This window comes from Daejeonella sp. (genome assembly GCF_037719425.1).
Classification (GTDB): domain Bacteria; phylum Bacteroidota; class Bacteroidia; order Sphingobacteriales; family Sphingobacteriaceae; genus Daejeonella.
Genome location: NZ_JBBJNI010000109.1, coordinates 1 through 14,346, shown reverse-complemented (window position 1 = coordinate 14,346; position 14,346 = coordinate 1). Strand labels below are relative to the sequence as shown.

20 protein-coding genes and 1 tRNA gene are annotated in these 14,346 nt (G+C 41.5%); 6 read left to right on the top strand and 15 right to left on the bottom strand.

The window, feature by feature from the left end:
• Positions 1-140: 140 nt before the first annotated feature.
• The 14 genes from WKF69_RS13860 to WKF69_RS13795 all read right to left on the bottom strand — a co-directional run bounded on the left by WKF69_RS13860 (position 141) and on the right by WKF69_RS13795 (position 8,678).
• Complete coding sequence (locus tag WKF69_RS13860; RefSeq protein WP_340382668.1) at positions 141-467, bottom strand: hypothetical protein; 327 nt, start codon at positions 465-467, stop codon at positions 141-143.
• Positions 464-727 (bottom strand): helix-turn-helix domain-containing protein, encoded by a 264-nt coding sequence (locus WKF69_RS13855; RefSeq protein WP_340382667.1) that lies wholly within the window; start codon positions 725-727, stop codon positions 464-466. The genes WKF69_RS13860 and WKF69_RS13855 overlap by 4 nt, the downstream gene beginning before the upstream one ends.
• On the bottom strand, positions 718-1,011 hold the full coding sequence (locus WKF69_RS13850; RefSeq protein WP_340382666.1) for a helix-turn-helix domain-containing protein: 294 nt from the start codon (positions 1,009-1,011) through the stop codon (positions 718-720). Before WKF69_RS13850 ends, WKF69_RS13855 begins: the two co-directional genes overlap by 10 nt.
• Before the next feature lie 160 nt (positions 1,012-1,171).
• Positions 1,172-1,636, bottom strand: coding sequence for a JAB domain-containing protein (locus tag WKF69_RS13845; RefSeq protein ID WP_340382665.1), 465 nt, complete (start codon positions 1,634-1,636; stop codon positions 1,172-1,174).
• Between the two features lie 337 nt (positions 1,637-1,973).
• Positions 1,974-2,738, bottom strand: a complete 765-nt coding sequence (locus tag WKF69_RS13840) for a hypothetical protein (RefSeq protein ID WP_340382664.1) — start codon at positions 2,736-2,738, stop codon at positions 1,974-1,976.
• A 121-nt stretch (positions 2,739-2,859) separates the two neighbouring features.
• Positions 2,860-3,399: an ORF6N domain-containing protein gene (locus WKF69_RS13835; protein WP_340382663.1), complete on the bottom strand. Its 540-nt coding sequence runs from the start codon at positions 3,397-3,399 to the stop codon at positions 2,860-2,862.
• 65 nt (positions 3,400-3,464) lie between these two features.
• Complete coding sequence (locus WKF69_RS13830) at positions 3,465-4,247, bottom strand: site-specific integrase (RefSeq protein WP_340382669.1); 783 nt, start codon at positions 4,245-4,247, stop codon at positions 3,465-3,467.
• Between the two features lie 77 nt (positions 4,248-4,324).
• Entirely contained in the window at positions 4,325-4,684 is a 360-nt protein-coding gene (locus WKF69_RS13825; RefSeq protein ID WP_340382662.1) for an Arm DNA-binding domain-containing protein, read from the bottom strand.
• Between the two features lie 252 nt (positions 4,685-4,936).
• A tRNA-Ser gene (locus tag WKF69_RS13820) sits at positions 4,937-5,023 on the bottom strand.
• A gap of 111 nt (positions 5,024-5,134) precedes the next feature.
• A complete protein-coding gene (locus WKF69_RS13815) occupies positions 5,135-6,124 on the bottom strand; it encodes a YihY/virulence factor BrkB family protein (protein ID WP_340382661.1) in 990 nt (329 codons plus the stop codon).
• A gap of 5 nt (positions 6,125-6,129) precedes the next feature.
• Positions 6,130-6,537, bottom strand: a complete 408-nt coding sequence (locus WKF69_RS13810) for a thioesterase family protein (RefSeq protein ID WP_340382660.1) — start codon at positions 6,535-6,537, stop codon at positions 6,130-6,132.
• The gene (gene mltG / locus WKF69_RS13805) at positions 6,537-7,592 is read right to left on the bottom strand and encodes an endolytic transglycosylase MltG (protein WP_340382659.1); all 1,056 of its coding nucleotides are present in this window, start codon (positions 7,590-7,592) and stop codon (positions 6,537-6,539) included. The genes WKF69_RS13810 and mltG overlap by 1 nt, the downstream gene beginning before the upstream one ends.
• Before the next feature lies 1 nt (position 7,593).
• On the bottom strand, positions 7,594-7,908 hold the full coding sequence (locus WKF69_RS13800) for a rhodanese-like domain-containing protein (RefSeq protein ID WP_340382658.1): 315 nt from the start codon (positions 7,906-7,908) through the stop codon (positions 7,594-7,596).
• Positions 7,909-7,916: 8 nt separating this feature from the next.
• Positions 7,917-8,678 carry a PASTA domain-containing protein gene (locus WKF69_RS13795; protein WP_340382657.1) on the bottom strand — a complete coding sequence of 254 codons (762 nt, stop codon included), beginning with the start codon at positions 8,676-8,678 and terminating at the stop codon, positions 7,917-7,919.
• 157 nt (positions 8,679-8,835) lie between these two features.
• Here WKF69_RS13795 and WKF69_RS13790 point away from each other — a divergent pair, with 157 nt between their 5' ends.
• A complete protein-coding gene (locus tag WKF69_RS13790) occupies positions 8,836-9,825 on the top strand; it encodes a D-alanine--D-alanine ligase (RefSeq protein WP_340382656.1) in 990 nt (329 codons plus the stop codon).
• A 101-nt stretch (positions 9,826-9,926) separates the two neighbouring features.
• Here the strand turns inward: WKF69_RS13790 and WKF69_RS13785 are convergent, their stop codons facing one another.
• Entirely contained in the window at positions 9,927-10,349 is a 423-nt protein-coding gene (locus tag WKF69_RS13785; RefSeq protein WP_340382655.1) for an acyl-CoA thioesterase, read from the bottom strand.
• Between the two features lie 209 nt (positions 10,350-10,558).
• Here WKF69_RS13785 and rpsO point away from each other — a divergent pair, with 209 nt between their 5' ends.
• The 5 genes from rpsO to WKF69_RS13760 all read left to right on the top strand — a co-directional run.
• Entirely contained in the window at positions 10,559-10,837 is a 279-nt protein-coding gene (rpsO, locus tag WKF69_RS13780; RefSeq protein WP_340382654.1) for a 30S ribosomal protein S15, read from the top strand.
• Positions 10,838-10,955: 118 nt separating this feature from the next.
• The gene (gene pnp, locus WKF69_RS13775) at positions 10,956-13,103 is read left to right on the top strand and encodes a polyribonucleotide nucleotidyltransferase (protein ID WP_340382653.1); all 2,148 of its coding nucleotides are present in this window, start codon (positions 10,956-10,958) and stop codon (positions 13,101-13,103) included.
• Between the two features lie 94 nt (positions 13,104-13,197).
• Positions 13,198-13,389, top strand: coding sequence for a hypothetical protein (locus WKF69_RS13770; protein WP_340382652.1), 192 nt, complete (start codon positions 13,198-13,200; stop codon positions 13,387-13,389).
• Positions 13,390-13,398: 9 nt separating this feature from the next.
• Positions 13,399-13,881, top strand: a complete 483-nt coding sequence (locus tag WKF69_RS13765; RefSeq protein WP_340382651.1) for a DUF6036 family nucleotidyltransferase — start codon at positions 13,399-13,401, stop codon at positions 13,879-13,881.
• A gap of 56 nt (positions 13,882-13,937) precedes the next feature.
• A partial coding sequence (locus WKF69_RS13760) for a ribulose-phosphate 3-epimerase (protein ID WP_340382650.1) occupies positions 13,938-14,346 on the top strand: 409 nt, incomplete at its 3' end.

Genomic DNA, 14,346 nt, shown 5'->3' with positions numbered 1-14,346 from the left:
TCTTAAAAAAAACGACCACCGGGAGCGAGCCGCAGATACCCATTCGGGGGTCTCTGCGGGTTTTTGTATAGCAAAAACATTAACTCGCTCCCTCAAAACGCATAAAAAACCATTGTCTCCTCAAACCGTCCGTCATTTTGTCAATTGCTGTTTGCTGTTTTGCTTACAAGCGGCCAGTACACCAGGCTCCCTTTGGTGGGATGGTAGGATGACTGGTAGCGGATATAGCCATATCCATCTAGTTCCCGGATACATTTATGATAAGTCGCAATGGAAGCGATCTTTGAAAAAGTCATCAGCGTTTTACGGGTAACGGCAAACGGACTGGAAAACCCGCTCCGCTGCCAGCAGACAAACAATGCAGTAAACAGGCTTACATGAGTGGCCAGTAAGCGGCGGTCTGTTCCCATGCGTCTGATCAATTTGCTATAGGTCGCTGTTTCGCGGTGGATGCCTGGTTGCATCATGGCTGATTTCCCTCCAGCAGCTTGTGGATGTCCTCTAATTTATAGTACATCATACCGCCAATTTTGGTATAACGCAGGGTGCCGTTAATCCTTAAATTCTGGAGAGTGCCGGGTGAAATGTTTAATAGCTTTCTGACCTCGCTGCTTTTCAGCCATTGCTTGCTTTGTCCCTGGGGGGATTTCACGATTTGTTTGATCTCGTTTAACAGTTCGTTCTTGAACGTCTTTAGATCTTCCCTGGTGATTAGTTCTACTTGCATCTTTCTTCCTCCTGATCAGTACTTGTTTTTTGCTGCATGATTTTAAGCACTTCACTCCGTTTGAAGTAAACCCGTTTGTGTAGGCGCAGAAAGGGCAGACCCTTTTTCATCCAGTCCGTGAGTGTGACCAGGGACACGCCAAGTTCCCCGGCCAGTTCCTGCTTGGACAATAGCCGTTCTTCCTGTAGCGCGTGATAGCTACCCGTTTTAAAATGTTCCTGTAGTTCTGCCCTGACCGCTTCCCGGATACACCGGCTTAGGGCTTCGTCATTAATGAGTTGCATAGCATTTGATTTGATTCAAATTTGTGCTAAGCCGTGCAGATTTTATGACCAAGCAAAACTGCGTGGTTAAAATGGAGTGATTTAAGGGAAGTTGGATCAGCTTATAATTTATTCACTACCAATTTGATATTAACTGGTAGTGGTTTTCAAGCTGTATTTTCTACATTAGCCCTTCATCTGTGAAAGACAGATAGCCCTCTGCTGTCAAAATGATATGATCCAGTACAGCAATATCCAGGAACAGGCCTGCCTGGCAGATTTTCCTGGTCAGAAGAATATCGGCCTCCGATGGCTTTAACTGACAGCTCGGGTGATTATGGGATAAAATAATAGAACAGGCTGCTGCCTTTAAGGCCACCCCAAAAATCAGCTTCGGGTCTGAAACGGTTCCGGTCATTCCACCGCTTGAAATTTCAACGATACCCAATACCCGGTTTGCCCGGTTTAAGAGCATAACCTTAAATTGCTCTTGTAACTCTAATCGGTCGGTATCCCAATTGGCTTTTAGCAGTTCGTATACTTCAACCGATGTACTTACTTTGGGGCGTTGTGACGGCTTTACAGTCGGGTGGTAACTTAACTGAATCTCTGTTACCACTGCATGAGGGAATTGTTCTTGTTTCATAGCTTCTGCGTTTATAAGTCCCTTCGGCTGAAGCCTCCGGTAGCTTTTTGTTAAGCCACCCACCTGAAAGAGACGGAATTGGATGCAAGGCTTTTTGGAAAAAAATACTACCCGGAGCGGAGCGCAGGTGTGGAGATTTTTTTTCAAAAACAAGTGGAACGCAGTGGAGCCGCCTTGCAGATAAGGACGGCGATCAGAATTTTGCTTTACCAAAAAGCCTATGGAGGGATATTGCCACGTGCCGCAGAAGTCGTTTCGAAACTTTTCATACCGATGAATGACTAGCTGTTGTAGAAGAGATACTTCGCTGACCTCTGATTACAGGTTAAGGAAAAGATTAGCTTCGATTTTTCAAGGGACTGATCTGAAACAGTTTTGATTTTGCGGGAATAGGGGAATGTTTGAAGCCCGGATCTCTCTTGTCACCGGGGAAATAACGGCGTATGGTTTCAAAATTGATCTCCTGGTCGCCCTCACGGAAATATTTGCAGATCATCTTCAGCCAGACGCTTTGTGTCTGCGATAGCAAGAGTTCTTTGCCATCGGGCAGTTTGATCTCCTGCATTTGCAGGCAAAGGTCTAGTAGTGTGTTGCGGTAGCCTTTAGTGATGTTGATGTAGTCCTCGGTTTCCAGTTTACGGGCAGCTTTAAGTTCTTGTTTCAGGAGAGCTAATTGCTCGTTTAAGATTTTGATTTCTGCTGCTTTTGCAGCTATAATCTCGTCTTTGGTCTTACCGGTATTCCATTGGTCGATACTCTTCAAGTATTCTATAAAAGCCCTTATTTGTATTTTCTGGTTGTTATTACGTTCATGCTCGCTCCTTGAATGCCGTTTATCCTCTTTGATTAAAATGGCAAGTTCGTCACCGACAATATCCCAGACATGCTTGAAAAACTCTGGTTCTTCAGTGCTTTCATTGACGTTTAAAAAATAAGCTAGGTGATACCGATAGAAAGCATCAAACTCGCTTTCATTGCGCTCGTAAAGGCTGTTCATGAAATGGCGGTCATAATGGCCTTTCCACCAGGAGAAGGCTCTGCCTATATCAAACGGATGTTCTTTTCGATTAAATCTGGCACGGGGTTTAAAGTACTCTTTCATAACTTTTGTTAATCTGATAGATTAACAAAGTAACTACTAGCATTGTGTTTTCTATAAATATGCCTTTCTTAACTGGCCTTAAGGCATTCAAGGTGCCATATTTGCACCTTGAATAATCTTTTTACAGATCGTCTGATTTAAAGCCAATGCGCTTTCTTGGTTTGGGTTCTGTTTTTTTCTCTACCAGTTCGTCTAAATATTGAAAGACCAGTTCGATGTTTTTGCTATTGTTATGTAGTTGCTGCCTGATTTCTTCAATCTGCACACGTAGTTCGTCATGATCCGAAAGATACTTTCTAAAACGTGAAAAAACACGCATAACCTGAATATTTACCTGTATCGCTCTTGCACTGTTTAGTACACTGGAAAGCATTAAGACCCCATATTCAGTAAAGGCTCTGGGCACCTTTCTTCTGCCTCCCCAACTTGAAGTCACAATTTGTGACTTCAAGTTTGACCATTCCTGTTGATCTAATTGAAACATAAAATCCTCGGGAAATCTTTCCATGTTCCTGTTGATAGCTTGATTTAACACCTTAGTTTCAACCCCGTATAGTTCTGCTAAATCGCTGTCCAACATCACTTTTTGCTCACGAATAAGATAGATTTTACTCATTACTAATTCATCCGGTATCAGAGATGTATTTCGTTCTTTTTTCATATTGAAATCCAATGTATAATTTTTTTAAATAAACTTGAAGTCACAAATTGTGACTTCAAGCTGCATTAGTGTTTTGCTGCGTATTTCTGCCTCAGTAAGGCCATATCAGCACCCACTTTAATATCCAATATCTTGGCGTAATGCTGTGTAGTCTGAATATTGGTATGGCCTAACATCTTGGATACGCTTTCAATAGGTACACCGTTTAAAAGCGTTACCGTTGTGGCGAAGGTATGCCGGGCAATATGAAAGGTGATCGGTTTGTTAATTCCGCATACATCAGCAATCTCTTTCAGGTAGGCATTCATCTTCTGATTACTTAGTACAGGAAATACGCGGCCAATGTTTTCGCATTGCGGATGTTCGGCGTAACGTTGTATCAGAGTACTAGCGGCAGGCAGCACAGGAATACGGGATGGGATATCGGTTTTCTGCCTTTTGATCGAAATCCATTGCTCCCCATCCACGCCTGTGACCAAATCCCATTTGCGCAATTTCTTTACATCTGCATAAGCCAGGCCGGTAAAGCAGCAAAACAGGAAAATATCACGCACCTGTGTCAGCCGCTCGGTTACCAGTTCTTTCTTAGTAATTTCCTGTAATTCATCCGTAGTCAGGTAAACCCGGTCAACCGTTTTAACTTTATTCTTATAGTTCAGGAACGGATTATAAGTCAGCCAGCGGTTAGCTAAACAAATACGGATGATCTTACCAAAGTTCTTAATATACTTTACCGCTGAGTTATTAGCGCACTTACGTTCAGAGCGAAGGTAAAATTCATACTCTGTAATAAAGGCGTGATCTACTTTTTTAATGTCTATATCTGAAAGGTTGTATTTCCATTTCAGAAAATCCTGCGTATGCTTTAAAGAGGTCTTGTAACGGCATAAGGTGCCTTTGGCGAATTCCTTTCCAATAAGTGCTTCTACCTTTTTATTATGGTCTTAAATATTTCGATCAGGTAGCGGGACTTTTCGGCTTTGCCCAGAAACTTATCGCGGATCGTTTCCGCTGTAATAAGGTCGTCACCTTCGCTTAGCGCACGGTGGGCATTGTAAACTTTGGTTTGCAGATCGTCAAAGTAGGCGTTGAAGGATTTAACTTCTTCTTTAGTGCCTTTGAGCCGTCCGGCAGCGTTGTTCCATTGGCTAGGTTCGCATTCCATCCCTGTCGTGGATTCGGAACGCTGGCCGTTTACGGAAATGCGTACATAAACAGGCATAAGGCCACCTGCGTAGTTTTTGGGCTTCTTTAAATAAAAAAGCAAGCTGAATGTAGTTTTCATACTGTTTAGTATTAAAAAGTGAAACAAAACTAAGCTTGCAAATAATACTGGTCAAGATGTTCAATGATTGAACAGGCTTATAATCAGAGAGATAAGTATATTCTGGTGAGTAAGGGTAGTCTTAAAATCTACTCACCGAATTACGCCCTTTTTTGTTGCGATTTGATGAATAAAACGAGGGTTTGACCTCAAAATAAAAGCCTGCAAACATTTGATTTGCAGGCTTTTAACTGTTTTTGATATGATTATCGGCGGAGAGCTAGGGATTCGAACCCCAGGAACCTTTAACAGTTCAACAGTTTTCAAGACTGCCGCAATCGACCACTCTGCCAGCTCTCCGGGGGCAAAAGTACAAACTCCGGCTTAATCTGCAAACAAAAAACTCATTTTTTGGATTTCTGCTTATAACGTGCACAGACTGAACGTGAAAAGTATTCAGAAAATAAAACCTTAAGTCTTACTTTCCAGCTTTTCTTCCACCACTGGCGCCTTAAACGTGTTGAATTTGGGCTTAACAATGCGGATACTTCTTTTTGAAAGATCAATGCTGGCATTCAGCTCGAAGCCAACGAGGATGATAAGTGAGTTCAAGTAAAGCCAGATCATCAGGACTATCAGAGTACCGATAGAACCGTAAAGCTTATTATAATTACCGAAATTATTAATATAAAAAGAAAACCCCCAGAAGGTCAGTACTGCAAGGATTGTAGCCATCCATGAACCGGCGCTAAAAAATCTCCACTTTTTAGGATGGGCCGGTCCGTACCTGTAAAGGATAGATATCGTGACGAAGTATACTATTATCAAGATCAACCATCTGCCGGCATTCAGCAGATGCAACCAAAACGAATCTTTGAAGCGCAATTCTGTTTTAAGCAAGCCGAAGATATATTCCCCGATGGTCATTATGATCAGGCCGAATATTAATGCAAATGAGATCAATACGGTCAGATATACAGCTACAAGCCTTTGTTTAAACCACGGCCTGGTTTCGATGAGGAGCGATGATTTATTAAATGCCTGCATAAGTGTGTGTACACCATTGGTTGCGAAGAAAAGCGCCAGGAAGAAACCAAAGGAAAGCAATCCCGAATTCTGATTGCTGACAATATCAATCAGGGTTGTTTTGACAGCCTCGTATGCTTCAAGCGGCAGTACAAGCGCGATCAAGTTCATCAATTGATTCTGAAAGCCCTGTATAGGTATGTATGGTATTAAGGTAAAAAGGAAAATGATCGCAGGGAATATAGCCAGCATAAAGTTGTAGGCCAGCGAAGATGCTTTATTTATCAGCTCGTCTTTCCCAATCTCCTGGAAAAAAAATGAAGCGACAGTATAAACCGGCAAAGGACTAAATCCTGGCAGTATCATAACCTTAGTCCACTCGATCAGAAGATGATAAGGTTTGAAATTTAAAAGGATCTTGTGCAGCCAGCGCATGGGTTTTAACTAAAGTGAACTCTAACTTTTTTTAAAAAATCTTCTGAAGGTAAGCAGGGTTTATTCTTTTTTTGATTTATAAAAACCAGCGTTGTTTCACCAACATTAATCAACTCCTCCTTTTCATTGGAGAGCTCATACCGGAAATGTATTCTTACTGATGGGATGGTCTCCATTATCACCTTCACGGTTATCTCTTCATCGTAACGTGCTGGCTTGATATATTTGCATTTCAGTTCTGCAACGGGCATAATTATCCCGGATTCTTCCATAGAACTATACGTCATCCCGAGACTCCTTAGCATTTCTACACGCCCCACTTCGTAGAATGCCGCATAATTGCCATAATACATATAGCCCATCTGGTCAGTTTCGGCGTAGCGCACCCGGATCTTGGTTGAATGAACAAACATTATTTCTTGATGTTTCGTGCGTTCAGTGCCTGCTGAAATTTCCTTGCATTTATTGAATGCTGAGACAGGTTGGTAGCAAAGTTATGATACCCGGAAAAATCTTCCTTTGCGCACATATAAATATAATCGTGGCTTGTATAATTCAATACGGCATCAACAGCATTGATACTTGGCATATTAATAGGCCCGGGGGGCAGCCCCGTATTCATATATGTGTTGTATGGAGAGCTTATACGAAGATGCCTGTTTAGAACCCGTCTAATAGTAAAATCATTTGCAGCAAAAATCACCGTAGGATCCGCTTCGAGCCTCATTCCTTTTTTTAACCTGTTCATGTAAAGGCCCGCAATTGTCGGCATTTCTTTATCCTTTAAGGCTTCACCATCTACTATAGAAGCAAGGATGCTTACTTTGATAGGAGTGAGGCCAATTTTTTCTGCTTTTGCTTTTCTTTCCGCCGTCCAGAATTTTTGATATTCATCGTGCATGCGGGCAAAGAATTTCTCCGCTGAAGTATTCCAATACAGTTCGTAGGAGTTGGGAATAAACATGGTATAAACATTATCTGTATTGAACCCATATTTTTCAACAAACGAGGCCGAATCTAAAAGACTGCCTATTGATGCAGAGTCGGTCTCAAGCTTCTTAGCTACCATCCCTGCAAGCGTTTGTTTAAGCCTGACATTCTGGAAAGATATTTTCACAGGTTCCTGATTTCCGGCCTTCAGCATATTGATAAAGGCCCGGTTGCTCATGCCCTGTTTGAGACTGTAGCGGCCGGGCTTTACACTGCCCGGATAATCCATGTTGTTAGCTGCATTGAGGAATGAGACGCTGTCCCTTACAATTTTATCCTTTTTGATTATTTCAAATACATCATCGAAGTCAGAGCCCGTTTTGATGTAGAGGTACTCAGCATTGTCTGTTACATTTGGCCCAAAATATTTCAAATAATAATTAAATGCTGTTCCCGCCAGCATAACGACGAACAATACGCCCAAAGCAATGAAGACCTTGGATTTGAAGCTAAGTTTATTGTTTTTGCTTGTAGTCATTCTATTTTGTCGATGTTTTGGTGTTCAGTTTTTGAATAGCCAATAAGCCACCCGTTAAATTTCGGACATTCTTATATCCGTTTTGTGCTAATACCCGTCTTGCTGTTTCACTTCTTAATCCGCGCTGGCAGATCACTACAATTTCGTCCTCTTTTTCGTAATCAAGGTCCTCAATGTTTTGTATCAGCAAACCTAATGGAATATTACTCCCGCCCACGTTAAATGTCTGGTATTCCAGTTCTTCGCGGACATCTATAACTATCAGAGACGTATCATCCTGATAGCGTAAACTGAATTCAGCAGCCGAAATATCCATGAATTCTATTAGTTGCTTAGTACTACATCAATTTGCGTACCTATACTCACTTTATTCAAAGTATCGCTTATCGCAGGAAATTGACGGATGATCTTTGCTCTCAGGGAATCGCTGACAGCACCTTCAAAAGTTACCTGCCCTAAAATCAAAGAAGCACCTCTGAGAGACATCCTTGCTTCGCTAAGATCCAGGCCCAATAAGTTCGGGATATCCACGTCACTCGCACCCAGGCCATCACCCAATACCAGATCTACTTTTGAACCCTTGGGGATTTGCGCACCTCTCGATATTGCATTCCCTCCGAATGAAGAGCTAATAACAACATCCCTGGCAACATCCGATACATAAGTAGTGTCTCCCACCTTCAATTGGTAATTATTCAGGATAGACCGTACTTCCAGAAACGTTTTACCTGCAATATCGGGAAATTTAATATTAGGTGCATCCCTTGTAATAATGAGGTAGATTGTCCGGTTAGCCTTAACATTTGTATTAGGATCCGGGTCCTGTTCAACAACTATACCCGGCGGTTTATCAATAAGGTATACAGAATCATTAATCTGATAGCGGAGGCCTTCTGCTTCGAGAAGCTCAATAGCCCGTTCAATACTAAGACCTTTTAGTTTAGGAACCGGCATGCCTTCACCATGATGTGTGTAAAATCCAAGACTGTAGAAAATAACAAGCAAAAAAGTAATAATTGATACTGCAGCGATAATGAGATTTCTGCGAAAGGTTTTAGTTTTTAAGTAATTAAAAAATTTACTCATCAATAACTGGCTTAGTATAAAAGATAAAGTTTATGGGTAACGCGCTATTTCCCGAAACAGCATTTAGCTTCCAAAAATAATTCAAAATTCAGCAATACCGAAGATAAAAATTAAGCCCTCTTATAGACCGATTGTTTTTTACAATATCTTTGGGCCAATGAACAAGATAATAGCTTTAGTAACCGGTGGATTTACAGGCGAGTCCGTTGTATCCTTTAAAAGTTCCGCATTTGTAGAGTCGCAAATTGATCATGAAAAATATGATGTATTCAAAATTGTGATCCTGAAAGATGAGTGGTATTACGAAGACGAAAAGTCGGTTAAACATCCGGTTGACCGAAATGATTTCAGTATCACACCTGGAGATAAGAAAATAACGTTCGATGCAGTGTTTATCATGCTGCACGGATCGCCGGGCGAGGATGGCAAGCTTCAGGGCTATTTTGATTTACTTAGTATACCTTATACCAGCTGTGATGCGCTAACTTCATCCATAACGATGAACAAAGGCTACTCTAAAGCTGTAGTGGATGGAATCCCGGGCCTGCACGTTGCAAAATCGATTCAGCTTTTTGAGAACACGGATAAGTCCTCTGAGCTTTTATTAAGTTCATTGAAGCTTCCTTTATTTATTAAGCCGAATAGTGGTGGCAGCAGTATAGGGATGAGCAAAGTTAAATTTGATGCAGAGCTGCCCGGGGCGCTTGATAAAGCTTTTAATGAAGACACTCAGGTACTTGTTGAGGAATTTATTCAGGGCCGAGAGTTTTCTGTTGGTGTGTATAATGGCAAAAATGGGATAACTGTCCTTCCGGCTACTGAAGTGATCCCATCAAATGATTTCTTTGATTTTGAGGCCAAATATACACCAGGGGCTACTGAAGAAATAACTCCCGGACGAATGAACGACCAGGAAAAATCTAATGTAGAGCGTATTGTAAAAGATGTGTATATCAAGCTGAATTGCAGGGGTATGGTCAGGATCGATTATTTCTTACAGGCTGATACCAGTAATTTTTATTTCGTGGAGATTAATACTATTCCGGGACAGACTGCCCAGAGTTTCATACCCCAGCAGGTGAAAGCAGCGGGAATGAACATTGGCGAGTTTTATGGGGAACTTATTGAGAAGGCTTTAGGGAGTTGAGAGTGGAGAGTTGAAAACTGAAAACTGAAAACTGAAACTGGGTTACCTAATACTCGTTACTAACCCGTGGTTACTGATCACTGGTTACTGATAACTAAAACTTATATCGAATACTGGAGGATCATTTCCTCTGATACTTTAACACCTTTACCGGTATTGGTGTCAATCATCACATAGTCGAACCAGCCATCACAGGATACTTTTCCTGTTTTAAGATTCACTATTTCAAACTTAACCCTGCAGCCTTTAGAATTAATAGTTTCAATTCCGGTTTCAACAGTGAATTTATCTCCTAGTCCTAATGGACGCTTGTAATCAACATGCGCTGTGCGCACAACCCAGCCATACCCTTGTTCGAGGAAAGTTTCCATGGGCATTTTATAGAACACTTCCATTTGTTCATACCGCGCGGCGAGGACATAATCAAAATAGGTGCTATTATGCACATGGTTAAACATGTCAATATCGTCAGGACGAACTTTGAATTCGGTTTTGAAGGTGCTGTATATTTTAGGAGCTTCCATTGGTAACGAAGTTGGGGGTAATTTTTGGGAAATGCAACCTTGTTGTTAGTTGGTTAGTTGTTAGTTGGTTAGCCACAAGCGTCTAGTCCACCCAGTCTAATCACTAATCACCAATCACTAATCACTAATCGCACTTGCAATTAACCCAGCCTTTTCCTATCTTTGCATCCAATTAATTTAATCATTCACGCTTTAATATTATTCAGGTAATGTATTTAAGTACAGAGTACAAGGCAGATATTTTTGCCAAGCACGGAAAAGGTGCTACAGACACGGGTTCTGCAGAAGGACAGGTTGCATTATTTACCTCTCGTATTGCTCATTTAACCGGGCATTTGAAAAAAAACAAGAAGGATTTTTCTACACAATTATCTCTTCAGAAACTAGTTGGTAAACGCCGCGCGCTGCTGGCATATCTTTACAAAAAAGATATTAACAGGTATCGTGCTATTATCAAAGCATTAGAGTTAAGAGATATTATAAAATAATCTTAGCAAAACATTGCGAAGCCATCCTTTTTTTGGGATGGCTTTTTTACTTTATTAGAAATAAACCAATATAAAAGAAGGTGTGCTCTAAAGAGGAAAAGTATACCGCTATAAACCAATGAGTTATAACGTAATAAAAAAATCATTTGATCTGGGCGATGGCCGTATGATCGAGATCGAAACTGGAAAGTTAGCTAAACAGGCTGATGGATCAGTGGTCGTGAAAATGGGAGATACGATGCTCCTTGCAACTGTTGTTTCTTCAATAGGTGCTAAACCAGGAACAGACTTCCTGCCATTATCCGTTGATTACCAGGAAAAATATGCGTCTACAGGACGTATACCAGGTGGGTTCTTACGCCGGGAAGCGAGACTTTCTGACCATGAAGTCCTTATTTCACGTTTAGTTGACCGCGCGCTTCGTCCGATGTTCCCGGATGATTATCATTCAGACACTCAGGTGATGATCTCTTTGATCTCAGCCGATAAAAACATTATGCCTGACTGCCTTGCAGGTCTGGCGGCATCTGCAGCTATCGCTGTTTCAGATATTCCGTTTAACGGGCCTATCTCTGAAGTTCGTGTTGCACGTATCGACGGCAATTTCGTTATCAACCCTTACCTGAGCGACCTGGAAAGAGCCACTATCGATTTCCTTGTAGCTGGTACTGAGCATGATATCGTAATGGTTGAAGGTGAAGCTGACGAGATCTCTGAAGAGGATATGGTTGCTGCGATTGAATTTGGCCACAAAGCGATCGTAATCCAGGTTAAGGCGCAGAAAGAGCTTGCTGAATTGGTTGGAAAAACCAAGAAACGCGAGTACAGCCACGAATCACATGATGAGGAACTGAAAAAGAAAGTTTATGCAGCTACTTACGATAAAGTATATGCAATAGCTAAATCTAATTCAGCTAAAAATGATAGAGGTAATGCTTTTGGCGCCATCCTTATGGACTTCATCGCTACTTTAGGTGAAGATATTGATGATACGACTGGGTTTCTTGCTAAGAAATATTTCCATGATGTTCAATACGATGCTATCCGTAACCTTGTTCTTGATGAAGGAATTCGTCTTGATGGCCGTGACGCACGTACTGTTCGTCCTATATGGAGTGAAATCGGATACCTGCCATCTGCGCACGGTTCAGCTGTATTCACCCGGGGTGAAACACAATCACTGACAACTGTTACTTTAGGTGCTAAATCTGATGAGCAGATGATCGATGGAGCATTCTTCAATGGATACCAGAAATTCCTTTTACACTATAATTTCCCTGGTTTCTCTACTGGCGAGGTTCGTCCTAACCGTGGTGCCGGCCGTCGTGAGATTGGTCACGGTAACCTTGCTATGCGTTCGTTAAAGAAAGTTATCCCTATGGATGACAATCCTTATACTATCCGTATTGTTTCCGATATCCTTGAGTCAAATGGCTCTTCTTCTATGGCAACAGTTTGTGCAGGTACGCTTGCGCTGATGGATGCCGGCATCAAGATCAAAGCTCCTGTATCAGGAATCGCAATGGGATTGATCACCGATGAGAAAACTGGCAAGTATGCGATCTTAAGCGATATCCTTGGTGATGAAGATCATTTAGGAGATATGGACTTCAAGGTTACTGGTACAGAAGCAGGTATTGTTGCTTGCCAAATGGACTTGAAAATCAACGGTTTGAAGTGGGAGGTATTAACTGCAGCTTTGAAGCAGGCAGGTGAAGCTCGTCTTCACATTCTTAATGAGATGAAGAAAACTATTTCTGCACCTCGTGAGGATTACAAACCACATGCTCCGCGTATTGTTACCCTCAAAATTGATAAAGAATTCATTGGTGCAGTTATAGGCCCCGGTGGTAAGATCATTCAGGAAATGCAACGCGAAACTGGCGCTACCATTGCTATCGAAGAAAAAGACAATCAGGGTATCGTTCAGATCTTTGCAGATAATAAAGAAGCTATTGATAAGGCGGTTAGTCGTATCAGAGCTATAGCTGCAAGGCCTGAAGTTGGCGAGATCTACGAAGGTAAGGTTAAAACGATCATGCCATTCGGCGCTTTCGTTGAGATCATGCCTGGTAAGGACGGCCTTCTTCACATCTCTGAAATCGACTGGACCCGTCATGAAACAATGGATGGTGTACTCAACGTCGGTGATGTAATTCAGGTTAAACTTTTAGATGTAGACAAACAAGGAAAATTTAAGCTTTCACGTAAAGCTTTACTTCCGCGTCCTCCACGTCCGGAAGAAACTAAGCCTGCCGAAGCATAATTTTAAAGGTTAAAATTATATAAAGCCTGACCGGAGCAATCTGGTCAGGCTTTTGTTTTCAGAGATTTTTGTGGTAAATTGCATTAACACTATTATGGGCAAGCAAAAGGAAGATATCTTAAAGGAACCTCAATCTGATTATGAGAAGGCTGAAATGGACCTTCTTAAAGCTGCCTTAAAACGTTCTTATACCGAGCGTTTTCATGTGATGGCAAAACTGATGAAAATGAATCAAATGCTTCGTCAGGCAACTGTCAAACATAAGTCTTTCCCTCCATCAGAGTAATCGCTTAATATGGATGTATTCGACGAAGAATTGCTTCGTTTCTGGAAAATTGCCTTCGAATCAGATCTTAAATATATTATGATCGGTGGGGTCGCCACGAATCTTCACGGATATCAGCGAACGACAGAGGATATCGACATCTGGATAAAGGACACAAAGATCAATAGAGGAATCCTGAGAAAAGTATTTCGTAAATATGGGATCGGCGATATCAAAACTTTGCCGGATATGCAATTTGTTCCAGGGTGGACCTATTTTCATCTCAATAATGGTATTAGACTCGATGTAATGACAGCCGTTAAAGGCCTTGAGAGATCATTTGATTACTACATGGAGCTCGCGTCGATTGCTACTATCTACGATGTCGACATTCCCTTTCTTCATATTAATCACTTGATCGAATCAAAAAAAGCAGCTAATCGCCCTAAAGATCAACTCGATCTGATCGAACTTGAGAAAGTGAAGGCAATTATGGCAAACGATCGGAGATGAAATTTATCCAATTAGTTTTCATAGCATATTCTTCATCAAAGTTGTAAATTTGTTCCATGAACCACTTTATTGCCCCATCTGTACTCTCTGCCGATTTTGCCAATCTGGAAAAGGATATCATAATGATCAATCAAAGTGAGGCTGATTGGTTTCATATTGATATTATGGATGGTGTATTCGTTCCGAACATTTCCTTCGGATTTCCCGTTTTGAATGCCATCAACAAACATGCAACGAAGCCGTTGGACGTACATTTAATGATCGTGGATCCCGACAGGTATTTGCAGGACTTCAAGAATGCAGGGGCTGCAAATATAACAGTGCATTATGAAGCTTGTACACATCTTCATCGCACGTTGGGTGCCATAAAGGATCTGGGATGCAGGGCAGGAGTTGCCATAAATCCACATACTTCCGTCAGTGTTCTGGAGGATATTATAGAAGAAATTGATCTGGTTTGCCTGA